General features: G+C 69.5%; 24 protein-coding genes. 10 read left to right on the top strand and 14 right to left on the bottom strand.

What is annotated here, in order from left to right; all coding sequences use genetic code 11:
- Positions 1-136 precede the first annotated feature (136 nt).
- The 7 genes from ACFVYE_RS39615 to ACFVYE_RS39585 all read left to right on the top strand — a co-directional run bounded on the left by ACFVYE_RS39615 (position 137) and on the right by ACFVYE_RS39585 (position 9,834).
- Complete coding sequence (locus tag ACFVYE_RS39615) at positions 137-412, top strand: glutaredoxin family protein (RefSeq protein ID WP_114245169.1); 276 nt, start codon at positions 137-139, stop codon at positions 410-412.
- A gap of 272 nt (positions 413-684) precedes the next feature.
- Positions 685-1,452, top strand: coding sequence for a redox-sensing transcriptional repressor Rex (locus tag ACFVYE_RS39610; protein WP_383965556.1), 768 nt, complete (start codon positions 685-687; stop codon positions 1,450-1,452).
- A complete protein-coding gene (locus ACFVYE_RS39605; protein WP_383965558.1) occupies positions 1,449-2,942 on the top strand; it encodes a glutamyl-tRNA reductase in 1,494 nt (497 codons plus the stop codon). The genes ACFVYE_RS39610 and ACFVYE_RS39605 overlap by 4 nt, the downstream gene beginning before the upstream one ends.
- Positions 2,939-3,925, top strand: coding sequence for a hydroxymethylbilane synthase (hemC, locus tag ACFVYE_RS39600; RefSeq protein WP_383965561.1), 987 nt, complete (start codon positions 2,939-2,941; stop codon positions 3,923-3,925). The genes ACFVYE_RS39605 and hemC overlap by 4 nt, the downstream gene beginning before the upstream one ends.
- A complete protein-coding gene (locus tag ACFVYE_RS39595; protein ID WP_383965564.1) occupies positions 3,922-5,589 on the top strand; it encodes a uroporphyrinogen-III synthase in 1,668 nt (555 codons plus the stop codon). Before hemC ends, ACFVYE_RS39595 begins: the two co-directional genes overlap by 4 nt.
- Positions 5,590-5,702: 113 nt before the next feature.
- A complete protein-coding gene (hemB, locus tag ACFVYE_RS39590; protein ID WP_389608594.1) occupies positions 5,703-6,701 on the top strand; it encodes a porphobilinogen synthase in 999 nt (332 codons plus the stop codon).
- Between the two features lie 283 nt (positions 6,702-6,984).
- A complete protein-coding gene (locus ACFVYE_RS39585; protein ID WP_383965568.1) occupies positions 6,985-9,834 on the top strand; it encodes a right-handed parallel beta-helix repeat-containing protein in 2,850 nt (949 codons plus the stop codon).
- Between the two features lie 50 nt (positions 9,835-9,884).
- On the opposite strand, the gene ACFVYE_RS39580 is transcribed toward ACFVYE_RS39585, so the two are convergent.
- The 7 genes from ACFVYE_RS39580 to ACFVYE_RS39550 all read right to left on the bottom strand — a co-directional run bounded on the left by ACFVYE_RS39580 (position 9,885) and on the right by ACFVYE_RS39550 (position 14,132).
- Positions 9,885-10,028 (bottom strand): hypothetical protein, encoded by a 144-nt coding sequence (locus ACFVYE_RS39580; protein ID WP_383965571.1) that lies wholly within the window; start codon positions 10,026-10,028, stop codon positions 9,885-9,887.
- Between the two features lie 169 nt (positions 10,029-10,197).
- Positions 10,198-10,836, bottom strand: coding sequence for an HAD family acid phosphatase (locus ACFVYE_RS39575; RefSeq protein ID WP_383965574.1), 639 nt, complete (start codon positions 10,834-10,836; stop codon positions 10,198-10,200).
- Between the two features lie 269 nt (positions 10,837-11,105).
- Positions 11,106-11,450 (bottom strand): hypothetical protein, encoded by a 345-nt coding sequence (locus ACFVYE_RS39570; protein WP_383965576.1) that lies wholly within the window; start codon positions 11,448-11,450, stop codon positions 11,106-11,108.
- 68 nt (positions 11,451-11,518) lie between these two features.
- Positions 11,519-12,310: a DUF4253 domain-containing protein gene (locus ACFVYE_RS39565; protein WP_389608593.1), complete on the bottom strand. Its 792-nt coding sequence runs from the start codon at positions 12,308-12,310 to the stop codon at positions 11,519-11,521.
- A 63-nt stretch (positions 12,311-12,373) separates the two neighbouring features.
- A complete protein-coding gene (locus ACFVYE_RS39560) occupies positions 12,374-13,039 on the bottom strand; it encodes a 1,4-alpha-glucan branching protein (RefSeq protein WP_383965582.1) in 666 nt (221 codons plus the stop codon).
- Between the two features lie 20 nt (positions 13,040-13,059).
- Positions 13,060-13,311, bottom strand: coding sequence for a DUF397 domain-containing protein (locus tag ACFVYE_RS39555; protein ID WP_383965585.1), 252 nt, complete (start codon positions 13,309-13,311; stop codon positions 13,060-13,062).
- A complete protein-coding gene (locus ACFVYE_RS39550; protein WP_389608592.1) occupies positions 13,308-14,132 on the bottom strand; it encodes a Scr1 family TA system antitoxin-like transcriptional regulator in 825 nt (274 codons plus the stop codon). Before ACFVYE_RS39550 ends, ACFVYE_RS39555 begins: the two co-directional genes overlap by 4 nt.
- A gap of 112 nt (positions 14,133-14,244) precedes the next feature.
- On the opposite strand from ACFVYE_RS39550, the gene ACFVYE_RS39545 reads away from it, so the two are divergent.
- Complete coding sequence (locus tag ACFVYE_RS39545; protein ID WP_383965587.1) at positions 14,245-14,640, top strand: ATP-binding protein; 396 nt, start codon at positions 14,245-14,247, stop codon at positions 14,638-14,640.
- Here ACFVYE_RS39545 and ACFVYE_RS39540 read toward each other — a convergent pair.
- The 3 genes from ACFVYE_RS39540 to ACFVYE_RS39530 all read right to left on the bottom strand — a co-directional run bounded on the left by ACFVYE_RS39540 (position 14,637) and on the right by ACFVYE_RS39530 (position 16,654).
- Positions 14,637-15,434 (bottom strand): HEAT repeat domain-containing protein, encoded by a 798-nt coding sequence (locus ACFVYE_RS39540; protein ID WP_383965590.1) that lies wholly within the window; start codon positions 15,432-15,434, stop codon positions 14,637-14,639. The genes ACFVYE_RS39545 and ACFVYE_RS39540 overlap by 4 nt on opposite strands.
- A gap of 10 nt (positions 15,435-15,444) precedes the next feature.
- Complete coding sequence (locus tag ACFVYE_RS39535; RefSeq protein ID WP_383965593.1) at positions 15,445-15,840, bottom strand: hypothetical protein; 396 nt, start codon at positions 15,838-15,840, stop codon at positions 15,445-15,447.
- A 70-nt stretch (positions 15,841-15,910) separates the two neighbouring features.
- Positions 15,911-16,654: a DUF4232 domain-containing protein gene (locus ACFVYE_RS39530; protein WP_389608591.1), complete on the bottom strand. Its 744-nt coding sequence runs from the start codon at positions 16,652-16,654 to the stop codon at positions 15,911-15,913.
- A 310-nt stretch (positions 16,655-16,964) separates the two neighbouring features.
- Between ACFVYE_RS39530 and ACFVYE_RS39525 the strand changes: the two genes are divergently transcribed.
- A complete protein-coding gene (locus ACFVYE_RS39525) occupies positions 16,965-18,365 on the top strand; it encodes a helix-turn-helix domain-containing protein (RefSeq protein WP_383965598.1) in 1,401 nt (466 codons plus the stop codon).
- 48 nt (positions 18,366-18,413) lie between these two features.
- Here the strand turns inward: ACFVYE_RS39525 and argS are convergent, their stop codons facing one another.
- Positions 18,414-20,186, bottom strand: coding sequence for an arginine--tRNA ligase (gene argS / locus ACFVYE_RS39520; protein ID WP_383965601.1), 1,773 nt, complete (start codon positions 20,184-20,186; stop codon positions 18,414-18,416).
- A 157-nt stretch (positions 20,187-20,343) separates the two neighbouring features.
- Here argS and lysS point away from each other — a divergent pair, with 157 nt between their 5' ends.
- Positions 20,344-22,107 carry a lysine--tRNA ligase gene (lysS, locus tag ACFVYE_RS39515; RefSeq protein ID WP_383965603.1) on the top strand — a complete coding sequence of 588 codons (1,764 nt, stop codon included), beginning with the start codon at positions 20,344-20,346 and terminating at the stop codon, positions 22,105-22,107.
- 99 nt (positions 22,108-22,206) lie between these two features.
- Here lysS and ACFVYE_RS39510 read toward each other — a convergent pair whose 3' ends face one another.
- The 3 genes from ACFVYE_RS39510 to ACFVYE_RS39500 all read right to left on the bottom strand — a co-directional run bounded on the left by ACFVYE_RS39510 (position 22,207) and on the right by ACFVYE_RS39500 (position 25,620).
- Positions 22,207-23,553: a DUF2637 domain-containing protein gene (locus tag ACFVYE_RS39510; RefSeq protein ID WP_383965606.1), complete on the bottom strand. Its 1,347-nt coding sequence runs from the start codon at positions 23,551-23,553 to the stop codon at positions 22,207-22,209.
- 205 nt (positions 23,554-23,758) lie between these two features.
- On the bottom strand, positions 23,759-24,541 hold the full coding sequence (locus tag ACFVYE_RS39505; RefSeq protein WP_389608590.1) for a DUF3558 family protein: 783 nt from the start codon (positions 24,539-24,541) through the stop codon (positions 23,759-23,761).
- Positions 24,542-24,732: 191 nt separating this feature from the next.
- Positions 24,733-25,620 carry a DUF3558 domain-containing protein gene (locus tag ACFVYE_RS39500; RefSeq protein ID WP_383965612.1) on the bottom strand — a complete coding sequence of 296 codons (888 nt, stop codon included), beginning with the start codon at positions 25,618-25,620 and terminating at the stop codon, positions 24,733-24,735.

Below are 25,620 nucleotides of genomic sequence, written 5' to 3'. Positions count from 1 at the left end.
GACCTGCTGGGATGCCGTGCCGTGAACTCTCGGCTGCTGATTTGTTAAACGGGCGATTCGGGGCGTTTCGGATCAAGGGTGGAAGTGGTCCCCTTCCGACTCGGGGGCTGGTCCCTTTTCGGCGCAGAATGAAGGCATGAGTGCCCTGCTGCGACGTACGAAGAAGAAGCCCGCGGACCGGGTGGTGACCCTGGTAGGGAAGCCCGGATGTCACCTCTGCGACGACGCGAGGGCGGTGGTGCGGGAGGTCTGTGCGGAGACCGGTGCGTCCTGGGAGGAGAAGGACATCACCCAGGACGAGGAGCTGCACCGGGAGTACTGGGAGCAGATCCCGGTCGTCCTGATTGATAACGAACAGCACACGTTCTGGCGGGTGGACCCGGCGAGGCTGCGCAACGCACTGCGTTCGTGAGGAAAACGCGGTTACCATCGTGGGCGTTTTGAGTGCTCTCGGGGGAGTGGTTATGAGGAGTGTGTACCGCTTTGCCCCCTTCGGGCCTGCAACGGGCTGATGCGATCCTTGGTTCCGGGATCGCACGACGAATGTGCGTGACCCCGGTCACTTTGACCGGACAAAACGGACACCATCTTTGTGCACGCGTTCACAAAGACATAGCCTGCATTCGACGGGGCGGCCTTGGGACATACGGCCGCCTGCAGCCCCGCTCATCCCGCAGGAGCACCGTGGCAACTGGCCGAAATCACCGACCGGCGACCCGTAGCCGAGGAATTCCCGAGGCCACCGTCGCCCGACTTCCGCTGTACCTGCGCGCACTGACCGCGCTCTCCGAGCGCTCGGTCCCCACCGTCTCGTCCGAGGAGCTCGCCGCGGCGGCGGGGGTCAACTCTGCCAAGTTGCGCAAGGACTTCAGCTACCTCGGGTCCTACGGGACGCGTGGTGTCGGGTACGACGTCGAGTATCTCGTCTACCAGATCTCCCGCGAACTCGGGCTCACCCAGGACTGGCCGGTCGTGATCGTCGGTATCGGTAACCTCGGCGCCGCGCTCGCCAACTACGGCGGCTTCGCCTCCCGCGGTTTCCGGGTCGCCGCACTGATCGACGCCGACCCCGCGATGGCCGGAACGCCCGTCGCCGGGATTCCCGTGCAGCACGCCGACGAACTGGAGAAGATCGTCGGCGACAACGGCGTGTCGATCGGTGTCATCTCGACCCCGGCCGGTGCCGCTCAGCAGGTCTGCGACCGGCTCGTCGCCGCGGGCGTCACCTCCATCCTGAACTTCGCGCCGACGGTGCTCTCCGTGCCCGACGGCGTCGACGTGCGCAAGGTCGACCTGTCCATCGAGCTTCAGATCCTCGCCTTCCACGAGCAGCGCAAGGCCGGCGAGGACGGAGTCCAGGGCAGCCCGGACCCGGCCGCACCGCCCGTGCGCGCCGCCACCGGCGGCCGGAAGGGACCTGACGGGGACATGCCCGCCGTGATGCCGGCATGAGTCTTCTTGTCGTAGGGCTGAGCCACCGCAGCGCCCCCGTATCCGTACTGGAGCGGGCCTCGCTGGCTGCCGAGACGCAGGCCAAGCTCCTCCAGGACACCCTCGCCGCGGAGCCCGCGGTCGAGGCCGCCGTGCTGGCCACCTGCAACCGCATCGAGCTGTACGCCGACGTGGACAAGTTCCACGCGGGCGTCGCCGAGCTGTCCACGCTCCTCGCCCAGCACAGCGGCGTCGGGCTGGAGGAGCTCACTCCGTATCTTTATGTGCACTACGAGGACCGGGCCGTCCACCACCTCTTCTCGGTGGCCTGCGGGCTGGACTCGATGGTCGTCGGCGAGGGCCAGATCCTCGGCCAGATCAAGGACGCGCTGGCGCTGGGGCAGGAGCTCCACACCGCCGGCCGGCTGCTGAACGACCTGTTCCAGCAGGCCCTGCGGGTCGGCAAGCGTGCCCACAGCGAGACCGGGATCGACCGGGCCGGGCAGTCGCTCGTCACCTTCGGTCTCGAGCAGCTCGCGGCCGGTGCGGATGTCGCCGCCTGGGCCAGGGGCAAGCGTGCCCTGGTGATCGGCGCCGGCTCGATGTCCTCGCTGGCCGCCGCCACCCTGGCCCGTACCGGTGTCGCCGAGATCGTCGTCGCCAACCGGACCCGGGCCCGCGCCGACCGGCTCGTCGAGATCCTGGGCCAGCCCGGCGGTACGGGAGTGGCCGCTCACGCCGTGGAGATGGCCGCGGTCTCCGACGAACTGACACGTGCCGATGTCGTCGTCTCGTGCACCGGCGCGACGGGTCTCGTGCTGACCGCCGAGGCCGTCGCCGGAGCGCTCGGCCTGGCCTTCGACCCCGCGCACGAGGCGCCCGCCGCGTCCGTCCCCGCGCCGCCCGCCGACCCCGACCGGCACGCCGCCTGGGTGGAGAACGGCGCCGCCGGTACGGTGCGCCAGGCCGTCCGCCGGACCACCGTGCCCGCCCAGGGCACCGGCCCCGTCCGCCTCGCACTGCTCGACCTCGCCATGCCGCGCGACATTGACGGAGCCACCGCCCGCCTCGACGGTGTGCGCCTCGTCGACATCGAGTCGCTCGCCGAGGCGTCCGCGGACGCCCCGATGGCCGCCGACGTGGACCAGGTGCGCACCATCGTCGCCGACGAGGTCGCGGCCTTCGGTGCCGCCCAGCGTGCCGCCCACATCACCCCGACCGTCGTCGCCCTGCGCACGATGGCCGCCGGAGTGGTCGCGGGCGAGATCGCGCGGCTCGACGGACGCCTCCCCGACCTGGACGAGAAGCAGCGCGCCGAGATCACGCAGACCGTGCGCCGCGTCGTCGACAAGCTCCTGCACGCGCCCACCGTGCGGGTCAAGCAGCTCGCCAGCGAGCCCGGCGGCGCCGGGTACGCCGATGCGCTGCGGGAACTCTTCGACCTCGACCCGCAGACGGTCGCCGCCGTCTCCCGGGCAGACCTGAACGACCCGAATCGAGGGCGGTCATGACCGACAACTCACCCCTGGGCGCGGGGGCCACCAAGCCGCTGCGGCTGGGGACCCGGCGCAGCAAGCTCGCCATGGCGCAGTCCGGCCTCGTCGCCGACGCGGTCAGCGAGGTGACCGGGCGCGCCGTCGAGCTCGTCGAGATCACCACGTACGGCGACACCTCCCGGGAGCACCTCGCGCAGATCGGCGGCACCGGCGTGTTCGTCGCGGCGCTGCGCGACGCGCTGCTGCGCGGCGAGGTGGACTTCGCCGTCCACTCGCTCAAGGACCTGCCGACCGCCCAGCCCGAGGGCCTCGTGCTGGCCGCCGTACCGGTGCGCGAGGATCCGCGCGACGTACTGGTGGCGCGGGACGGGCTGACCTTCGAGCAGCTGCCGTCCGGTGCCCGCATAGGCACCGGCTCGCCGCGCCGCATGGCGCAGCTCAACTCGTACGCCCGTAACCACGGCCTCGACATCGAGACCGTGCCGATCCGGGGGAACGTCGATACGCGTATCGGATTTGTACGAAGCGGGGAGCTGGACGCGGTGGTACTCGCCGCGGCCGGGCTCAGCCGCCTCGGCCGGATCGGTGAGGTGACCGACTTCCTGTCGGTCGACACCGTCCTGCCCGCTCCCGGCCAGGGAGCACTGGCGATCGAATGCGCTGCGACCAGCGCAGACCTCGCCGCCGCGCTCGCCGAGCTCGACGACCCGTACACCCGGGCCGCCGTGACCGCCGAGCGTGCCCTGCTCGCCGCCCTGGAGGCCGGTTGCTCCGCACCTGTGGGTGCGCTGGCCGACCTCCTGGTCGACGGACAGGCTGTCAACGAACTGCGCCTGCGCGGTGTCGTCGGTTCCACCGACGGTTCCTCGCTGGTACAGATGTCCACCACCGGTCCCGTCCCCACGTCGCACGACGACGCGGCGGCCCTCGGTCGCGAACTCGCGGTCGAGATGCTCGCCAAGGGTGCGGCCGGTCTTATGGGGGAGCGAGCACTTTGAGCCCCACCGGCCCCGCCGCATCCGACTTTCCGGTCCTGTCCGCAGGGCACGTCACCTTCCTCGGCGCCGGTCCCGGCGATCCGGGACTGCTGACTCTGCGCGCTGTCGAGGCGCTCGCGAGCGCGGACGTCCTTGTCGCCGAGCCCGACGTGCTCGGCGTAGTTCGCAGCCATGCGCGGGCAGGCGTAAGCACGCCTGAGCTGACGGTTGTTGACGCGCAGTCAACAGCCGCCGGTGTTCCCGTTCTCAGGGATGCGGTCAATCTTGTCATGGAGGCAGCGAAGGGCGGCAGGCGGGTCGTCCGTGCCGTCCTGGGCGACCCGGGACTGGACGGGAACGCCGGCACCGAGATGCTTGCCTGCGCCACCGCCGGTATCCCCTTCGAGGTCGTGCCGGGTGTCGCCAACGTCGTGGGCGTGCCCGCGTACGCCGGTGTGCCGCTGCGTGACGCGCAGGGCGCCGACGTCCGGTTCGTCGACGCACGCACCGCCTCGGACCGCTGCTGGACCGAGGTCGGCGCGAGCGATGCCACGGCCGTCGTCTCGACGACTCTCGACTCGGTGGCCTCGGCCGCCGGTGAGCTGGTCTCGGCGGGCCGCAAGCCCGACACCCCGCTGACCGTGACGGTGGCCGGTACGACCACCCGCCAGCGCACCTGGACGGCGACCCTCGGGACGATCGCCCAGGTCCTGAAGCAGGCGAAGGTCCTTCCGTCGCCGGACGGGCACCAGCCCGTCATAGCCGTGGTCGGTGAGCGCAGCGCCGCCGCCCAGCGCGACCAGCTCTCGTGGTTCGAGTCCAAGCCGCTCTTCGGCTGGAAGGTGCTCGTGCCGCGTACCAAGGAGCAGGCGGCGTCGCTCTCCGACCAGCTGCGTTCGTACGGTGCCGTGCCGCACGAGGTCCCGACGATCGCCGTCGAGCCCCCTCGTACGCCCCAGCAGATGGAGCGCGCGGTCAAGGGCCTGGTCACGGGCCGCTACGAGTGGATCGCCTTCACCAGCGTCAATGCCGTGAAGGCAGTCCGGGAGAAGTTCGAGGAGTACGGGCTCGACGCCCGTGCCTTTGCCGGGATCAAGGTCGCGGCCGTCGGCGAGCAGACCGCCGCCGCGCTCGTCGACTTCGGTGTGAAGCCGGACCTGGTGCCGTCCGGTGAGCAGTCCGCCGCCGGTCTGCTGGAGGACTGGCCGCCGTACGACCCGGTCTTCGACCCGATCGACCGCGTCTTCCTGCCGCGCGCCGACATCGCCACCGAGACGCTGGTGGCCGGGCTCATCGAGCTGGGCTGGGAGGTCGACGACGTCACCGCGTACCGCACGGTCCGCGCCTCGCCGCCGCCCGCCGACACGCGTGAGGCCATCAAGGGCGGCGGTTTCGACGCGGTGCTCTTCACCTCGTCGTCGACCGTCCGCAACCTCGTCGGCATCGCGGGCAAGCCGCACAACGTGACGGTCATCGCGTGTATCGGCCCGGCGACGGCCAAGACCGCCGAGGAGCACGGTCTGCGTGTCGACGTCCTGTCGCCGGAGCCTTCGGTGCACAAGCTGGCCGAGGCTCTCGCCGAGTTCGGTGCGCAGCGCCGGGAGGCGGCGAAGGTGGCCGGTGACCCGGTGACGCGGCCGAGCGAGCGGCGTCCGGGGGCGCGGCGGCGTCGTACGACGACCTGATCGGCCCGGTTGACTGTGTCAGGGGTCCGGCTGCTTCGGCGGCCGGGCCCCTGCCCGTTTTCCCGGCCCGGGTGTCGGTAAGACGGTGATGTGTACGGGTCTAGTCTCGAAGCATGACTGTGTATGGAAACTTCCCCGGCTCCCGCCCCCGGCGGCTGCGGACGACCCCGGTGATGCGACGGATGGTCGCCGAGACACGGCTCGACCCGGCGAATCTGATCCTGCCCGCGTTCGTACGCGAGGGCATCGACGCGCCCGTCGCCATCTCGACCATGCCGGGCGTCCAGCAGCACACCCTGGACAGCCTGCGGAAGGCCGCCGTCGAGGCGGTGTCGGCCGGGGTCTCCGGGATCATGCTCTTCGGTGTTCCGACGGACGAGAAGAAGGACGCCCGGGGGACCGCGGGTACCGACCCGGACGGCATCCTCCAGGTCGCTCTGCGCGCGGTGCGTGAGGAGGTCGGTGACGATCTCGTCGTCATGTCGGACCTGTGCCTGGACGAGTACACGGACCACGGTCACTGCGGCGTCCTGACCGCCGACGGCCGTATCGACAACGACATCACCCTTGAGCGGTACGCGGAGATGGCCCAGGTCCAGGCGGACGCGGGCGCCCATGTGGTCGGCCCCAGCGGCATGATGGACGGCCAGGTCGGCGTCATCCGCGACGCGCTCGACCAGACGGGCCACGAGGACGTCTCGATCCTCGCCTACACGGTCAAGTACGCGTCGGCGTTCTACGGTCCGTTCCGTGAGGCCGTCGGTTCCTCGCTCAAGGGCGACCGCAAGACGTACCAGCAGGACCCCGCGAACGCCCGCGATTCCCTGCGTGAGCTGGCGCTCGACCTCGAAGAGGGCGCCGACATGGTCATGGTCAAGCCGGCCGGACCGTATCTCGACATCCTGGCGAAGGTCGCCGACTCGGTGGACGTGCCGGTCGCCGCGTACCAGATCAGTGGTGAGTACGCGATGATCGAGGCTGCCGCCGAGAAGGGCTGGATCGACCGGGACGCGGCGATCATGGAGAGCCTGACCGGGATTCGCCGGGCCGGTGCGCAGATGATCCTGACGTACTGGGCGACGGAGGTCGCGCAGCGGCTGGGGCGGCGCTGAGCGGAAGCGACGCCGGGGTGGGCGCGGGCCGTCCCCGTCCCCACCGCCCGTCGTCCTCGGTGGCCGCTCCCTGAGTGTTCGCCGCCGGACCGGTGAGCCCCCGTCCGTCCCCGATGCCGGGATGGGTGGGGGCTCTTTTTGGTTCAACCTCTTGACGGTCATCCGATGTATGAATAGCTTGCGGCGCGTTGATCCCTGTACAACTCGCAGAAGTTGGGCATAGACATTGGATGCCTGGCTTTCATGGAAGCCGATCCGACGTGACCGTCGATGAGGAGTGCCCGTGCGCACCGTCCCAGGTTCCCGCCCCCGCCGCCGAAGCCCGGCCTCCGCGCTGACCGCCGTCGTGGCCACCGCCGCGCTGGGTGTCGGGCTGGCGGTCGTGCCTGTCGTGCCCGCAGCCGCTGGTGGCCGGAGCGGCGCGGCCGTCACCTTCCATGTCTCGCCCCGGGGCAGCGACCGGGCCAAGGGCTCGGCGGCGAAACCGTTCAGGACGCTGGAGCGGGCCCAGAAGGCGGTCCGTGCTTCGTTGCGCAAGGGGGTGCGGGAGCAGAGACCGGTCGACGTCGTGGTGCACGGTGGTACGTACCGGCTGCGGTCCGCCCTGAAGTTCACCGTCGCCGATTCCGGTACCGCCAAGGCTCCGGTCCGGTACGCTGCGGCGCCCGGCGAGCGCGTCGTCATCAGTGGCGGCCGTTCGCTCGCACCGCGCTGGCAGTCCTATTCCGGCACGATCAAGGTCGCGGACATCGGAGCCGGCCTCGACTTCGACGGGCTCTTCGTCGACGGGCAGCGGCAGACGCTCGCCCGCTACCCCGACTACGACCCGGATACGGCGATCCTCGGCGGGTACGCGGCGGACGCCATCTCCGCCGAGCGCGTGGCCCGTTGGAAGAATCCGACGACAGCGCTCGTGCGCGGTCTGCACGACGGCATGTGGGGCGGGAACTCCTTCAAGGTCACCGGCGTGAAAGCGGACGGCACGCCCGAGCTGGCCTGGGTCGGCGACAACAACCGGGGCAGTGGCCTGCACAGCACGTACCGCATGGTCGAGAACGTCTTCGAGGAACTCGACGCCCCCGGCGAGTGGTTCTACGACAAGCCCGCCGGGAAGCTCTACTTCTATCCTCCCGCGGGTGTCGATCCCGCCCGGGCCCGTGTCGAGACGGCCGAGCAGAACGAACTGATCCGGGTGGTGGGCAACGGGCCGGGCGACGCCGTCCGCCATCTGACCTTCTCCGGCTTCACCTTCACCCAGACCCACCGCACGCTCTTCAACACGCCGTACGAGAAGCTCCAGCTCGGGGACTGGGCCCTTGCGCGAGCGGCAGCGGTCCATCTGAAGAATACCGAGAACGTCTCCGTACGCGACTCACGCTTCGACCAGCTCGGCGGCAACGCGCTCCTGGTCGACGGGTACAACAGCCACGATGTCGTCTCGGGCAATGAGTTCAGCCACTCGGGGGCCTCCGACGTCGCGGTCATCGGCAACCCGGACGCGGTCCGCGAGCCCTCCACCTGGGACAGCATGCGCAGGACCATCAGCGACACCCGGCCCGGACCGAAGACCGAGAACTACCCCCGCGACATCGGCATCCGCGACAACTACATGCACGACAACGGACAGTTCGAGAAGCAGACCTCCGGCGTGCAGATATCGATGAGCCGTCGTGTCACCGTCGACGGCAACACCATTCATGACGGTCCCCGTGCGTGCGTCGACATCAACGACGGTACCTGGGGCGGTCACCTCATCGAGAACAACGACATCTTCAACTGCGTCAAGGAGACGTCCGACCACGGACCCTTCAACTCCTGGGGCCGGGACCGCTTCTGGCCGCTGTCCGCCGACGACGCGACGAAGAAGTCGTACGCGAAACTGGACGCGATGGAGACCACCGTCATCCGCCACAACCGGATCCGGCACTCCTCGCACTGGGACATCGACCTCGACGACGGCAGCTCGAACTACCTCATCGAAGACAACCTGCTGCTCAACGGTGGGGTCAAGCTCCGCGAAGGCTTCCACCGAACCGTACGCAACAACGTCTTCGTCAACGGCGGCGCGCACTTCCACGTCTGGTTCGCGGACAGCGGCGATGCCGTCGAGAAGAACGTCTTCGTCACCGACACTCCCTACAGCCTGATCCAGGTCGACATGGCCAGGAGCAGGCCCGTCATCAACGACAACCTGTTCTGGAACAACGGCAAAGCCGTCCAGGGCCTCAACGACGCCTGGCGGGCGAACGGGCTGGACACCCGCTCGGTGATCGCCGACCCGAAGTTCACCGGTTCCTCTCCCTTCGCCGACCCGGCAAAGCTCGACTACACCGTCCAGCCCGACTCCCCGGCCCTGGCCCTCGGCTTCCACAACATCGTGATGGACGGCTTCGGCAAGGCGGGCTCACCCACCCCGCCGCCGCTCACATGGCCCACGGAGACGCCTGACACCGACACCCTCGACGCCCTTCCGGAACCGCTGCTGGGTGTGCCGGTGACCCGGATCTACTCCGACGAGATCAAGTCCGCCACGGGGCTGACCGACACCAACGGTCTGCATCTGGCCTCCGCGCCGAGCACCTCGGAGGCGTACCGGCAGGGGCTGCGCGCAAATGACGTCATCCGGGAGATCGACGGCCGGCCGGTCACCGACCGCAACAGCTTCTGGCTCGCATACAACCAGGCCGCTCCCGGCGCCGATGTCACGCTGAAGGTCTGGCGCAGTCAGGCGTCCACCGACGTGACCCTGCGCAAGCCCGCCGGAGTCCAGCAGATCAACAACACCTCCGGTGTCGTCTACACCGGCACCGGCTGGGACTGGAAGAACAGGAACCGGGGCGGTGCGGGCGGCTGGATCGACGACGTGCACGCCACCCAGGCCGTGGGGGACTCCTTCGAACTCGCCTTCAACGGGACCGCGATCGATCTCATCACCCAGGTCAACACCGATGAGGGCGAGGTCGAGCTCTTCATCGACGGTCGGTCCGTGGGCACGATCGACAACCACAACGCCACGCGCGTGCACCAGAAGACCGTCTTCAGCAGCAGCGGACTGGCCCCCGGTGTGCACACCATCAAGGGCGTCATGAAGACGGGCGACTACATGATCGTCGACAGTTTCAGGATTCAGTAGCGGTCCGGAGCGAGGGCTGAACGCGGATGCCCCGGGCGGGGCATCCGCGTTCAGCCCTGCTTGTCAGCGGGCCCCGGAGGCCGCTCCTCGGCGGGGAAAAGAATCGCGCTGATCAGATGTCGGGTGCGCTCCGGGGAAGAGGTGTTTCCCATCCGGGACACGATCACGCCGCGCATCTCGACGATCACCTCCATGAGCTCGTCCCGACAGGCTCTGAGCCGTGGTGAGTGTCCGCCCGCCGGCCATGGTGTGCACGACGCGCAGACGGACCGGGTGCAGGAGCGACGCGGTGAGGATGCGGGCTGCCGCCCTGCCCAGGTCGGGTCGAGGAGGAAGGGGCGGGGCGGCAGGGAGCCGCGCTGTTCAGGAGAGTTCGCCGTCGTAGTCGGGGAGCTTGAAGGTGCGTTCGGCGTGGCCGCCGGTCAGGTCGGTGGTGTTGTTGCCGATGTTGGCGATGATCGTGTAGCCGTTCTTCTCGATCTTTGCCCGCTGGGCTGTCTTGAACGCACTCACCTCGGAGAACAGGTCACCTATCGACCGGCCGTACAGGCCGTCGACCGGGTAGCCGACCGACTTCAGGTTGTACCGGGTGATCGACTCGATGAAGTTCGGACGGGCCGATACGAAGAAGATCGTGACGCCCCGGGCGTGCGCGAAGTTCGTCAGGGCGAGGGTCCGGCGGATCGCCGGGGTCGGGAAGGCCCACGAGTAGTCGGTTTCCAGCGAGGTGTTGTCGATGTCCAGGACGATGGCGGGCTTCTCCCCGGCGGGCAGTGACTCGGTGCGTCCGTCGACGTAGGTGTCCGCCTGGTCCAGGACGGCGGCGATGTCTGCCTGCCAGGTCGCGTAGTCCGGTTTTGCAGCCGCCGTGGCAGTGGTGGCCGCGGAGGCGGGGGTCGCGGCGGGGGGCGCGGCCAGTGCCGGAAGGGCGGTGCCCGTTGCGAGTGTCGCGGTGAGGAGCGCTGTTGTGGCGATGCTCCTGAGTCGGCCGAATGCCGCCATACCGGTCTCCTTGGGTGAGGGGTGAGACTGTTGCGTCGCACGCATCGTGCCAACCCTTGGTTACCGGTGGGTAGAGTCCGGTCGGTATTTGATCGAACTCCTCGTACTGCAGGCCCCGTTGACCGACCCTCGCGGGGGTGCGATGGGGCCGGACCAGCACTGCCGGTGTGTCGGGCCGATGGGTGGCCGGACGCCCCCCGTTGGCCCGCCGTCCCTGCCGCCAGGCCGCCCATGGCTGCCCGAGCGGGCATCGGTACGCCTCCGGGGGCTCAGGGCCAGTCGACCAGAGTCATGAACGTCACCCACGCGACGAACACGGTGCTGGGCGCGAGCACGGCGAGGGCGAGACCGGCCGGTGGCCTGCGCCTGCTGAACACCCAGCTCGCGACCAGCACACCCAGCGCCAGCACCAGGCCGAGGGTGAGCACCGTCCACGCGGGATCGAAGCTGGTGTCGAACCGGTGGGCCTCGGCCTCGTCGCACGAGTCGCAGGCCATCGGCGAGAGCCCGCCGAAGACCAGGGCGAAGAACGCGAGCGGGAGCGTCACGATCGTGGAGATCAGTGACGCGATCCAGGTGCGCGGGGGACGGGTGTTCGTGACGCCTTCGGGCATGCGTACGAGTCAACTCGTTGTCCGGGGACGCCGCATGAGTTGTCGTACTCAGTCCGGCCGAGTTCTGTTCAGTCCCACCAGAACGACCAGGTCTCCCGGTTCAGCAGCATCTTCTCGGCGTAGACGTCCAGGTCGTACGGCGGGTTCTGGTTGATGTTGTCCGGGCAGAATGCGAAGTGCTCGGCGGCCAGCGCCCGCGCCTCGGCCACGGTGGTCGGCGGACGCCCGACGGAGACGGTCAGGGTGTCGAAGCCGAGCACCACGACCCGTATGCCGAAGCGGTCCTCCCAGGAGCGGAGCACCGCGCAGAGCCGGGCCACGTCGTTCTCGTAGTTGACCGATCCCGACCAGCCGATCGCCGCCGGGATGTCCGCACTGCGCCGGGCCGGGACGAGCGCCGCCCGTGTGCCGGGGAACCAGCCGTCCGGGTCGGTGCACTGGTTCGCGATCTCGGCCGCCAGGTCGTCCGGGCTGTCGGGCCCGTCTGCGGCCGGGGCGGGGGCCAGGCCCGGCCATTCGCCGTCGGCGGCGTCGAGTTCTTCGGGCGCGCAGTCCGCCCAGTACTCGCCGAGCACCTCCTCGGCGTCGTGATCACCCGGGTACGACGTTCTGTCCGGGGCGAGGTCCCAGGTGTCGGGCCACTGGTCGCGTATCCCGCCGTTGATCAGGACGGGAATGAGTCCGACCGGCCGTCCCGCCTCACGCAGCTCGGCCCACGTCCCGGGGGACGCGGGCTCGTCGGCGTACCAGAGCAGCGGTTCGTGCCACGTGCCGTCGACCGTGGCGTCCACCAGTGAGCCGGGCGGGAGTTGAAGCCCTGACGTGGCCAGGGACGGGAGCGGGTTAGGGAGCGTCGCCATGACCGCGACTCTAGACGCGGCCACTGACAGCGGTGGGGCGCGGCCGGTGGCACGGGCCTTGGACTACGGGTGTGCGAGAACGACGGCGAAAGCGGTGCGAGCAGTGGTGCCGTCGGGGAGTGGCGCGTCCGCTGTGACGTGGCCGAGTGCCTGCCCCTCGGTGTCCTGGCCGGGCTGGAGAACGCGGTTGATGTGGATGGTCAGCCGGCGTCCGTCGGCTGCTGTCTCCACGAGGAGGTCCGTACCGCTCGGGTCGTCGCTCACGGTCGTGGAGGCGATCGCCGCCGTTGCGCCGGTCTCCGCGAACCAACCGGTGACGGACGGGTCGGGGGTGTCGCTCGTGCTCTGCATCTGCGGCTCGGCCTCGCCGACGATCAGTGCGAGCAACTGGGCGACGAGGACAGGGTCACGCGTCCCGTCGTACACCCACCGCTGCCCCAGCACCCCGTGCTCGGTCGTCCCGATGAGCGCTTGGTCGGCGCCCGCGATCGGGGCGCCGCGGTAGCTGAACGGCACCTGGTACGTGACCGGTTGGTCCCCCGATGTGTCGGTGACCGCCATGAACTCGATCCCGACCTCGCCCTTCGGGTCGTCCAGTCGGAATCCGCCGGTCCTGGCTAGCTCGGGCTGCTGTCCCGACTTGCCGCGGTACCAGGGCTGTGCGGGCAGCCAGGAGGCGAGGAGTTCCAGCTTGGTGGGTGTCAGTGTGGTGTGGTGGATGACAGCCATGCGGTATTCCTCCCGTGGGCTCAGACGAGTCGCCGGTCGGCGGCGAAGCCGGCGAAGGCCGTCCAGGTGGTGGGGGCGATGGTGAGGGTGGGGCCGTCGGGGTTCTTGGAGTCGCGGATGTGGACGGCGGCGGGGTGGGCGGCGATCTCGACGCATTCGCCGCCGTCGCTGCCGCTGTAGCTCGACTTGCGCCAGGTGTACGCGACTTCGAGGCAGGCGCCGCCCTGCTCGCTGCTGTAGCTCGACTTGAACCACTCACGTGCGGTGCTCATTGCTCTCCTAGCAGCCGGTCCAACAGTTCCCTCGTCGCTTCGGTGTTGAGGGCCTGCGTTCGCAGCATCGCATATTTGCGTTCCAGGATGCTTACTTCGTCCGGAGTGGAGATGAGCTGGCTGCCGCGCTGCGTCTCCGTGTAGGCGAGACGCTGGTGGTCGGGGGTCTCCAGGAGAATGAAGGGGCCAGAGAGCCCGGCATGTGTTCGGCGGCCGAGCGGCATTACCTGGATAGCGATCCCGGGGATCTCCATACAGGCACGTACGTGCTGCAACATCTCGGTATGCACGTCGTTCCCGCCGAGTCGGTCGATCAGGATTGCCTCGGAGAAGATGAAGCTCGCGGTTGGTGGCGGCTTTCGAAGCAGGATCTCTTGCCGTTCGAGCCTTGCTGCGATTCGTTGCTCAATGTCCTCTTCGCTCAAAGTCGGGACGTCGGTGCGAAAGACCGCTCGCGCGTAGTTCTTCGTCTGGAGCAGGCCGGGCAGTACCTGGTTCTCGAACCAGGACAGAGCGAGGGCCGCATGTTCCAAGTCCATGTACTGCTCCGCCCACGCCGGGATCAAATCGATCTCCGGCATGTTCTCCACCGCCGTCTCCAGCGCCTTCTTCGTATCCAGTAACTGGTCCAGCTGGCGGGCCAGGCCCGGCAGCAGCGCGCGTCTGCCCTGCTCGATCGAGGCGATCGTCTCCACCTGGTGGCCCACCCGGTCGGCGAGCTGGGCCTGGGTCAGGCCCGCCGCGACGCGGAACACGCCGACCAGCTTGCCCACGAGTTTCATTGCCGACGCGTTCTTGCGCTGCCGCTTCCTGGGGTGCATACGGATCGAACTCCCACCTGCATGCGTACGTCACGCGCGCACGACCCGTACAAGAAATCTGTACGGGTGCGCATACTGCGGCAGCGTAGTCACAGAGTGTGACTCTCGTCCCATGAACGAGACGATGCAACTCTCGCTGCTGCGTGAGCGGTTCTACCGGCGTGAGCGCCGATCGGTTCCTGCGGCGAGGGAGTTCGTACGAGGAGCTGTCACCGACTGGGGGTTCGGTGCGCGGCTGGATGACGTACTGCTGTGTGTGAGCGAGCTGGCCACGAATGCGCTGGTGCACGGGGTGCCGCCGGGGCGGGGGTATCTGGTGCGGCTGCTGCTGCGTGAAGAGGGGAAGTTGCTGCGGGTCGAGGTCCACGACAGCGGGGGTGGGCAGCCGGGCGTGCGGGAGCCGGACGGGGAGTCGGGTCGTGGGCTGGTGATCGTGGCGGCGCTGGCGGATGCGTGGGGGGTGGGGGAGCGGGACCCGGGCAAGGTGGTGTGGTGCGAGTTCGGTTAGGGCTGTTCCTCGGGCGCGGTGAATTCGACGGCCTCCCGGACATCCGCGTCCGGGTCCTGGGAGAGGCGGTCGAGGAGTTCCCTGACGCCCGGTGTCGACCAGTTGGCGACGGCTTCGACGAGGGCCACACGGACCTGTGGGTCGGGGTGGTCCGCGAGGTGGGTCAGCTGGGCGAGCGGTCCGCGTCGGCGCATGCCGAACCAGTGGAGGGTCTCGGTGAGTTCCGTGGGGTCGCCGGGGGTGCCCGCTGCGGCGATCCGGCGGAGGAGGACCGGGGTTGCGGGCGCCGGGCCGTCGAGGGGGTGCGGCCGGCGTCGGCGCAGGCGCTGTGAGCCGTATTCGCCGCGCACTCTGCAACCGAAACAGGTGCAGGGCGTCCTGCCGTTGGAGTTGGGGAAGTAGCGCCAGCCGTTGACCTGCCTGACGGCGCGGAGGCGGTGCACTTCGTGTCTGGTGACCGCGCGGGGGACGAACACTTCCCAGCCGCGCGGGTCGTCCAGGGCGGCTGTGCGGCGGACGGCCTCGGCGGCTGTGGTGGCCGAGGGGTGGTGGTTGTAGCGGCCCACGGTGACGGGTTCGTCGTCGGGCAGCCGTATGTGTACGGCGACGAGACCGCGTGGGCCGCCGTGCCGGGCCAGTTCGCGCAGCCACTGGTGGGTGAGGGTGTACGAGGGGAGGACGGGGAAGCAGTAGAGGCCCCGTGAGCCGTCGCGGCCGTGGCTGGTGGCCCGTATCCCGGAGCGGCGGATGCGCGCCGCGTTCGCTGCGGGTGTCAGGTGCACGAACATCGCCATACGGCCGATGCTAACCGGGGGCGGGCTTGCCCGGGTGCCTGCGGTGGCTCAGCCGGGCAGCCACGAGGACGACGAGTGCGGCACCGAAGAGGGTGACCGGAACCCATATCTGCCAGTGGAGCGGGGATGCGGAGTCGTACGCCCGGCCGGCTGTCATCTCTGTGCCGCCCGCCCAGAGCTTCTTGCCGCACAGGACGCGGTCGTTCTTGGCCGGGTCGGAGTCGGACATCGGGTTCTCGCTGAAGACGGCATCGGCTTTGTAGTCACGTGGGGGCGGTGAGGCGGCGGATGCCGTGTCCGTGTCCGACGGCCGGTCACCGGGTGCCTTCCCGTAGCCGGTGACCAGCACCAGCGCTGCGACTGCGGCGGCGGTGGCCGTCGCTCTGCCGCCGCTCTTCGTACACACGTCTCCCCCTCGGGCTCGATCTCCGATTCTGCGATCGACTGCCCTTGGGGGAACGTGAGTTGTGGACGAATCAGTACATGAGGGCATCGTCCATTTCGCTCTGCCAGTAGGTGACGAAGCCGTTGTCGCCCCAGTGGGTGCCGGCCGGGAGCGTCAGTTCGGCAGGGGCGCCCGTGGAGCCCTGGTTGCTCTTGCCGGTGAAGTACACCCCGAGGCGGGTGCCCTTGTGCAGGTCCTGTCCGTCGGGTTCACCGGACAGCCCGATCGAGGCGTAGGCGGACTGGCCCGGCTCAAGGGTGACCACGGCCTGCGGGATGCTGTCGCGGAGGACCGGGAAGGCGGCCTGGGCGTCGTCGAACCGGAGCGCCGGCGCGTGGTACGCGTAGCAGGGGCGGGAGCCCGTGTTGGTCGCGGTGAGCAGCAGGTGGTTGATGGGGCGGCTCACCTTGCTGACGGTGACCTTGGTGTTCCCGCCGGTGCAGGTGACGGGGGAGCTGTTGCCGGTTCCGGTGCCCTTGTTGCCGGTGGCGCCGGTGTTGCTCTTCCGGCCGCTCGTGCCGGAGGTGGAGTCCTTGGAGTTGGCAGCCGTGTTCTCGGCCGGGGCGTTGGGCGTGCCGCCGGTGTCCTTGGCGTCCTTGTCCGAGTCCGGCGCGGTGGCGGTCGGGGACTGCCGGCCGGCGGTGCTCCCTGCCGGAGCCGCCGCTCCCGTCTTGCCGTTGTCACCGCTGCCGTTGTCGCTGCAGGCGGTGAGCGAGAGGGCGGCCAGGAGGGCGGTCGCGGCGAGGGCGGTGGTGCGGATGCGGTTGCTGCGCATGGTGGTACTCCCCGTGTGTGTTGGTGAGGTTGTTCAGTCAGTGATGGCAGATCAGGACCATGACGATCGTGGTCGACACGATCACTACGCCGATTGCCACGGCATCGATCAACTCGATGCGGAAACGGGTTCGCACTGTGTCGTCCCGGTGGTCTCTGCGGTGTGGTCACAGACTGCGGGACGGCAGATTCCGGCCGCAACGCCGAACGACCCATTGGGGAAGCTGGAATGTCTGCGCGTACTGTGACCTGGGCAAATTCCACGTCCCTGGAACGGTGTTCCGGGACGAACCAGGAGGGGGAACGCCGCAGTGGCGACGCCGGAGGCCGAGGAATTCGCGGCTCTGCTCAAGGAACTGAAGGACCGTTCGGGACACAGTTACGGGGTTCTCGCCGGAAGACTGCACGTCAGTACGTCGACGCTCCACCGGTACTGCAACGGTGACGCCGTGCCCAATGAGTACGCGCCGGTGGAGCGGCTGGGGCGGCTGTGCGGGGCGAGTCCGGACGAGCTGGTGGAGCTGCACCGGCGGTGGATCGTGGCGGATGCGGCCCGCAGACGCCCTGCCGCGGCTGCTCCTGTTCCTGCTCCTGCCGAGCCGGTGCGGGAAGTGGTTTCGGACGTGGTTTCCGACTCGGGTCCGGAGGCGGTTCGTGGCTCCGGGGCCGGTGGCGACGCGTCCGGGCTCATGCCCGAACCCGAACCCGAGCCCGAACCCGCGATCCTGGCCGGTGGGGCGAGCCGGCCCCGGCGGTTCCTGGCCTCCGCGCGGGCGCGTGTGCTGCTCGCGGCCGTCGCCGTCGTCGCACTGACCGTGCCGACCTCGATCGTCGTCAGCAATCTGTCGGGTACGGGCACCGACGATCTCAGCAACGCCCCCGCCGTGGACGCGAAGGACCCGGACGGGGCCGCGCGCGTCCGGCCCGGCCCCGACGCGAGCGCCACCGCCTCGCCCAGCGGGGCGAAGAAGTCGGGCAAACCCGTACCGTCCGGCTCGGCGACCGTCTCGTCCCCGCCGTCCGGCGGCGCCTCCGCCACGTCCGGGGGGCACGGCACGGGAGCCGGGTCGGGTGGGCAGCAGAGCGGGGGCGTACCCCTGAGCGCCACCATCAGCTCGTACAACTGGGAAGAGCCCTGCGGCCAGTACTACGTGCTGGACCAGAAGCCGAACGACGTGCCTCCGCCGCCCCCGCCGCAGGACACCCGCGGCTGGGCCAGGGCGCTCGGCGGGGTGGACGGCGGCAGCATGCTGCTCGAAGTCACCGTGCAGGGGAAGTCGGGGCAGGCCGTCGTGCTGAACGGACTGCATGTGCGGACGCTGTCCCGGAAGGCGCCGCTGGCGTGGTCGGCGTACTCGATGGGGGAGGGCTGCGGGAGCGGCATCACCCCGCAGTCCTTCGACATCGACCTCGACGACGGCCGGCCGACCCTCACCCCGGTGGCGGGTAAGCAGGGGGACGTACGGGTGCCGCCGAAGGACTTCCCGTTCCGGGTGTCCTCCACCGATGTGGAGGTGTTCGACCTCAACGCCCATGTCGAAGGGCACGACGTCAGCTGGTACCTGGAGCTGGAGTGGAGCAGCGGCGGCCGGGAGGGGACGCTGCGCATCGACGACGGCGGGAAGCCGTTCCGTACCAGCAGCATCAAGGTGCGGCCGACGTACATGTACCGGTACGACACGGCCCAGTGGGTGACCAAGGAGCAGGAATAGCGGTCACGGCCACCGGGCCGGTGCGTAGGGGCGGGTGCCCCGGTCGGCTCAGAGGCGCTCGGGGGTCCTGATGCCGAGCAGCTCCATGCCCTGGTGCAGGGTGCGGGCGGTGAGGTCCGAGAGGAAGAGTCGGTTCTCGGCCACATCGCCCGGAACCTCGGGCTTCAGCACCGGGCACTGGTCGTAGAACGTCGTGAAGAGCGACGACAGCTGGTAGAGGTACGAGGCCAGCTTGTGCGGCTCGTACGCGGCGGCGACCTCGGCCACGACCTCGGCGAACTGGTCCAGGTGCAGGGCCAGCGCGCGCTCGGCCGGGGCCAGCTCCAGCTCCGGGTGCGGCTGGGACTTCAGCTCGCCCGCCTTGCGCTTGATGGAGCGGGACCGGGCGTGCGCGTACTGGATGTACACGCTCGTGTCGCCGGTCAGCGACACCATCTGGTCCAGGTCGAACTTGTAGTCGCGGGCGGCCGACGTCGACAGGTCCGCGTACTTCACCGCGCCGATACCGACCTGCGTGGCCCGCTCGGTGATCTCGTCCTCGGTGAGGTCCTTGGCCTTCTCGCGCACGACGGTGGATGCCCGGTCGATCGCCTCGTCCAGGAGGTCGGCCAGCCGGACCGTCTCGCCCTCACGGGTCTTGAACGGCTTGCCGTCCTTGCCGAGCACCGTGCCGAAGGGGAGGTGCACGGCCTTGACGTCCTCGTTCAGCCAGCCGGCCCGGCGGGCCGTCTCGAAGACCATCTTGAAGTGCAGGGCCTGCCGCGCGTCGACCACGTACAGCAGGGTGTTTACCTTGAGGTTCTGGACCCGGTCGCGGATCGCGGAGAGGTCCGTCGCCGCGTAGCCGTAGCCGCCGTTCGACTTCTTGACGATCAGCGGCACCGGGTTGCCGTCCGGGCCCTTCACATCGTCGAAGAACACGCACAGCGCACCCTCGGAGCGGACGGCGACGCCCGACTCCTCCAGGATGCGGCAGGTCTCCTCCAGCATGTCGTTGTAGCCGGACTCGCCGACGATGTCGGCGTCCCGGATCTCCATGTCGAGCTTGTTGAAGACCGAGTAGAAGTAGATCTTCGACTCGTCGACGAAGCGCTGCCACATGGCGAGCGTCTCCTCGTCGCCGGCCTGGAGCGCCACGACGCGGTCCCGGGAGCGGGCCTTGAACTCCTCGTCGGAGTCGAAGAGCACCCGCGAGGCCTTGTAGAGCCGGTTCAGCGAGGACATGGCGGCTTCGCCGTCCGCCGCGCCGCCGTCGCCCTCGTGGTTCAGCTCGCCCGGGTGCTCGATCAGGTACTGGATGAGCATGCCGAACTGGGTGCCCCAGTCGCCGATGTGGTGCCGCCGGACCACGGTCTCGCCCGTGAACTCCAGGATCTGCACCATCGCGTCACCGATCACCGCGGAACGGAGGTGGCCGACGTGCATCTCCTTGGCCACGTTCGGCTGTGCGTAGTCGATGACCGTGGTGCCCGCGGCGCTGTTGTACGGGACACCGAGCCGGCCCTCGTCGTCCGCGTCACGCGCGGCGAGGGTCTCGATGATCGCCCTGTCGGAGAGCGTCACATTCAGGAAGCCGGGGCCGGAGACCTCGATCTCCTTGATCAGGCCGCCTGCCGGGATCGCGGCCGTGACCTGGGACGCCAGCTCGCGCGGGTTGCCCTTGAGCTTCTTGGCGAGGGCCAGGATGCCGTTGGCCTGGAAGTCGGCCCGGTCGCTTCGTCGCAGCAGCGGGTCCGCGGTGCCGGCATCCGGCAGCGCTGCCGTCAGGGCGTCCGCCAGCTGCTGCTGGAGCGTGGAAGCGAGGGAATTGACCGAGGCCATGAGCTGGCTGCCGTTTCCGTAGGGGTACAAGGGATCACACCCAGTATTCCACGGCGAGTAAAGCCGTTTTCGCGCTGCCGGTGGGACCTGGGAGAATGGGCGATGCCCCTACGAGTCCCACAAGGGTGTTCCTACGAGTCCTACAAGAGAGAAGGACGTGCAGACCGTGGCTCAGAGTCAGAGCAGCACCGAGACCGACTGGGTCTCCCGCTTCGCGGACGATGTCATCGCCGAATCGGAGCGTCGTGCGCCTGGCAAACCGGTCGTCGTCGCGTCCGGTCTCTCCCCGTCGGGCCCGATCCACCTGGGCAACCTTCGTGAGGTCATGACCCCGCACCTGGTCGCCGACGAGATCCGCCGCCGGGGTTACACCGTCCGGCACCTGATCTCCTGGGACGACTACGACCGCTACCGCAAGGTTCCGAACGGTGTCCCGGGTGTCGACGACTCCTGGGCCGAGCACATCGGCAAGCCGCTGACCTCGGTGCCCGCCCCGGCCGGGTCCACGTACCCGAACTGGGCCGAGCACTTCAAGGCCGCCATGACCGCGGCGCTGGACGAGCTGGGCGTCGAGTACGACGGCATCAGCCAGACCGAGCAGTACACGGTGGGCGCGTACCGCGAGCAGATCCTGCACGCGATGAAGCACCGGGCCGACATCGACGCCGTCCTCGACCGGTACCGGACGAAGAAGGACCCGGCGGCCGGAGCCAAGGGCGGCAAGAAGCCGCAGCAGCAGAAGAAGGTCGACGAGGCCGAGCTGGAGGCCGAGGCGGGCTCCGGTGCGGCCGGCGAGGACGACGGCAGCGGCGGCTCGGCCGGCTACTTCCCGTACAAGCCCTACTGCGGCAACTGCGAGAAGGACCTCACGACCGTCACGTCCTACGACGACGACAGCACCGAGCTGAACTACACCTGCACGTCCTGCGGCTTCGCCGAGACCGTCCGGCTGAGCGAGTTCAACCGCGGCAAGCTGGTCTGGAAGGTCGACTGGCCGATGCGCTGGGCGTACGAAGGCGTGATCTTCGAGCCGAGCGGCGTGGACCACTCCTCGCCGGGCTCCTCGTTCGTCGTCGGCGGCCAGATCGTCCGCGAGGTCTTCGACGGCGTACAGCCGATCGGCCCGATGTACGCGTTCGTCGGCATCTCCGGCATGGCGAAGATGTCCTCCAGCAAGGGCGGCGTGCCGACCCCGGCCGATGCGCTGAAGATCATGGAGGCGCCGCTGCTGCGCTGGCTGTACGCGCGCCGCAAGCCCAACCAGTCCTTCAAGATCGCCTTCGACCAGGAGATCCAGCGGCTCTACGACGAGTGGGATTCGCTGGCGCGCAAGGTCGCGGACGGCTCGGTGCTGCCGTCCGACGCCGCCGCGTACGCCAGGGCCGTCGGCACGGCCGCCGGTGAGCTGCCGCGTACGCCGCGCCCGCTGCCGTACCGCACGCTCGCGTCGGTCGTCGACATCACGGCCGGGCACGACGAGCAGACGCTGCGCATCCTGAGCGAGCTGGACCCGGAGAACCCGCTGACCTCGCTGGACGAGGCCCGGCCCCGGCTCGACCGCGCCGAGAACTGGATCACCAGCCAGGTCCCGGCCGAGGCCCGCACGATCGTCCGCGACGAGCCGGACAAGGAACTGCTCGGCTCGCTGGACGAGCAGGGCCGTGAGTCGCTGCGGCTGCTCCTGGAAGGGCTGGACTCGCACTGGTCGCTGGACGGGCTCACCACGCTCGTCTACGGAGTGCCGAAGATCCTGGCGGGCCTGGAGCCGGACGCCAAGCCGTCGCCCGAGCTGAAGGTCGCGCAGCGGTCGTTCTTCGCGCTGCTGTACCGGCTACTGGTCAGCCGGGACACGGGGCCGCGGCTGCCCACGCTGCTGCTGGCCGTGGGGGCGGACCGGGTGCGCAGGCTGCTGGGCGCGTAGGGAGTACTCAATTGCGGAGGGCCGTCACCCGGTGATTCGGGTGACGGCCCTTTGTCGTTGCCGGTTCCGTCCTCGGACGCCGGACGGGCGGGCGGGGTCCTACGCGATGTGGTTCTCCGCCATCTCGTTGTCGAAGCGCTGCTTGAACCCCGGCAGGAGGCGGCGGAGCAGGGCCGCGCTGCGGGGGTGCCGGACGTTGTGGCCGTCCGAGAGGTGTATGTCGAGGACCTCCGCACTCGGGTAGTCCTGGTGCGCGTGCGTGTACGCGGTGAACACCTCGTACGCGATGTTGCTGAACTCGACTTCGGCCTCGGCCCATTCGGAAGGGTCGGGCTCCTGCTGCTGCACGGGCCGGGGTTCCGGTTCCGGCTCCGGCTCCTCGGACCGGGGCTCCGGCTGGGGTTCCGCGGCGCGGGGGCCCGGGACGGCGCCGATGGTGCCCACATTGCCCAGGGGGCGGGTGCGGCCGCCGGCGCCCGACGGGACCATGACCGGGGTGGGCTCCAGGCCCTCGACGTACGTCGGGTTGTACGCACTCTCGTACGCATCGTCCGGCACCTGGGGCGCCGCGAACCACGGGCTCTCGTGCGAGCCGGGGCCCTCCTGGGGCCACTCCTCGGCGGCGGCCGGGTCGGAGGGGTGGGTGTGCTGCTGCTGTTGCTCGTACTGCTGCTGGGGGTGGGGCTCGGCGTACGGCAACTCGGGCTGGAACCCGCCCGGTTCGACCAGGGCGTCGGGGGCCGGGGGAAGCAGGGCCGGCTCGATGCCTGCGGCGGCGAGACCGGCCGGTCCGGTCTCGGCCAGCGGGACGCCGTACTTCGCCAGGCGCAGCGGCATCAGGGACTCGACGGGTGCCTTGCGGCGCCAGTTGCGGCCGAAGCGGGCCTGGAGGCGGGCCTGGTAGATGAGCCGGTCCTGTTCGAGCTTGATGACCTGCTCGTACGACCGGAGCTCCCAGAGCTTCATCCGCCGCCACAGCCGGAACGTCGGCACGGGGGAGAGCAGCCAGCGGGTGAGCCGCACGCCCTCCATGTGCTTGTCGGCCGTGATGTCGGCGATCCGGCCCACGGCGTGCCGGGCGGCCTCGACGGAGACCACGAACAGCACCGGGATGACCGCGTGCATGCCGACGCCGAGGGGGTCGGGCCAGGCCGCGGCGCCGTTGAAGGCGATCGTCGCGGCGGTCAGCAGCCAGGCCGTCTGGCGCAGCAGCGGGAACGGGATGCGCAGCCAGGTCAGCAGCAGGTCCAGGGCGAGCAGGACACAGATGCCCGCGTCGATGCCGATCGGGAAGACCAGCGAGAAGTTCCCGAAGCCCTTCTGCAGGGCGAGCTCGCGCACCGCCGCGTACGAACCCGCGAAACCGATCGCGGCGATGAGCACCGCACCGGCGACCACGAGCCCGATGAGTATCCGGTGGGTGCGTGTCAGCTGCATCGCGGCCACCCGCGTTCCCCTCCGTTTCCCTTGTCCGACGTCCTGCGCTGAAGCTCTGCTTCGACGTCCTGTTCCGACTTCTGGCGGGCACAGCCTGGCACATGAGGGGGCGGCGTGTTGCGCGGGGAGGGGCGAAGCCCGGCACTCGGGGGAGGGCCGGGCTTCGTAAAACTGCTTCCGGGCAGGGACGTTGGGGCAGGCCCTGCCGCGTCGGCTAGCTCGTCTTCTTCTCCGTGGACTTCTCGCTGGGCTTGGTCGACCCGCTCGGCTCGGCCGACTTCGTGTCGGCGGCGGCGACCGAGGCCACTGCCTCCTTGGCCGCCTTCTCGGCACCCTTCAGGATGTCGTCGGCGGACGGAGACTTCGCGCCCGCGTAACCCGCCCCGTTGTAGGTGAGGGTGACGACGACGTTCCCTGTACGGGCCACGACCGTTGCGTACTTGAAGTCCTCACTCGTCTTGGTGAGGTCATACGTGATCTTGGTGGCCTGCTCGCCGATGCCGGAGACGGGCGCCTCGGCGACCTTCTTCGCACCCTCGGTCGCCTTGGCCTTGGCGACCTGCTTCGCGAAGTCCTGCTGCGCGCGCTTGGCGCCGCTGCCCAGGGCCTGGTCCGAGTCGAAGCGGGTGAAGCCGACGTCGAGCCAGCGGTACTGGGAACCCTTCACTCCGTTGTCGTCGAGGCCGTTCCAGGAGCAGCCCGCGCGGTACGCGGTGTCGCTGGAGTAGGCAGGCGTGCCGCCCTTGGACTTCACCTTGGGGACCAGGGAGGTGACCGTCTTCGTGCTGACCGACTTGCACGGGTCGGCGGGCAGTGCGGCGAACTTCGCCGGCTCGACGCTCGCTTCCGACTTCTTCGCGCTCGGCGCGGCGGACGACGAGGACGAACCCGAGTCCTTCTTGTCGCCGGAGTCCGACGAGCAGCCGGCGACGACGAGCATCACCGGAACGGCGGCGCAGGCGAGTATGCGGGAGAGTCGCGGGGCTGAACGGTGCATGGTTCCTTCACTCGGGTGGCGCGGCGGGCGGGCTGCCAGGTGTTCGGCGCGGGCGGTCGGAGGTCGGCGGTCGGCGGGTGGTTCGGCGGGTGTTCCGGAGGGCCACGGTACGACGGACGGCGACCGGATGCCGCCTCGGCCGGGCACCCGGCGGGCGTGGGCGACACCGGTCCGGGGTGCTCCGGGCGGGGCTATTCGCTGAACTTGTCGACCAGCTCTCGGGCCAGCGACTGGGCCTTGTCCTGCAGTTCCTTGCTGTCGGGGGGCACGGTGGAGACGGCCGGCTGCTCGGTGTACTCGATGGTCACGATGACGTTCGATGTGCGGAATACCACGCTCACCGTGCGGTTCTGTGCGGTGGAACCTGCCCGAGTGAGCAGATCGTCCAGAAATGCACCGTCTCCGAGGTCGTCGAGGGTGCGTGGCAGAAGGCTCTCGTCGGCGCTGCCGTTCGTGCCGCCGTCGGTGTCGCTGCCGTTCTCGTCGGTGCTCTCGCCTGCGGGATCGTCCGTGCTCACGTCGCTCCCGTCTTCGGAGGCCGGGCCGGACAGGGCGTGCGAGGTGGAGTCCGAGGAGGAGTCCGCCCCGGGCTCCGAGGAGGAAGGTGTCTGCTTCTCCGCGTCCTTCGTGCTGCTGGGTGTGGCGGAGGGCGAGGACAGACCGGCGGCGGTCTCCTTCTTCGCGTACACCTCGCGGGCGCGGTCGTCGTCGCTCACCGAGGGGTCGTAGGACACGACACGCTCGAAGTCGATGAAGAGGGTGTGCGAGGAGTCGGGGGCCTCGGACTTCCAGTGGCAGCCGACCCTGCGGTCGGTGTCGTAGGTGACGGTGGCAGTGCCCTCGTACACCTTCTTCTGCTGGTCCTCCGGGAGTTCGGCGGCGCCCGGGAGCAGGTCCTTCAGTGCGGACGACGCAACGGCGCGGCAAGGGTCGGGGAGGGTGCGGTACTTGCCGGGGGCCGCCGCGGCGACGGTCGCCTCGCCGGGCTTGCTGTCGGGGGCGGAGCCACCCGTTCCGGTGCTGGCACTGCAGCCGACGACAAGCGCTGCCAGTAGCGCGGTGCCGGGTACGTACGCCAT

The organism is Streptomyces sp. NPDC058239, from assembly GCF_042882185.1.
Lineage (GTDB): Bacteria > Actinomycetota > Actinomycetes > Streptomycetales > Streptomycetaceae > Streptomyces.
This window is presented reverse-complemented; position numbering and strand designations above follow the sequence as displayed.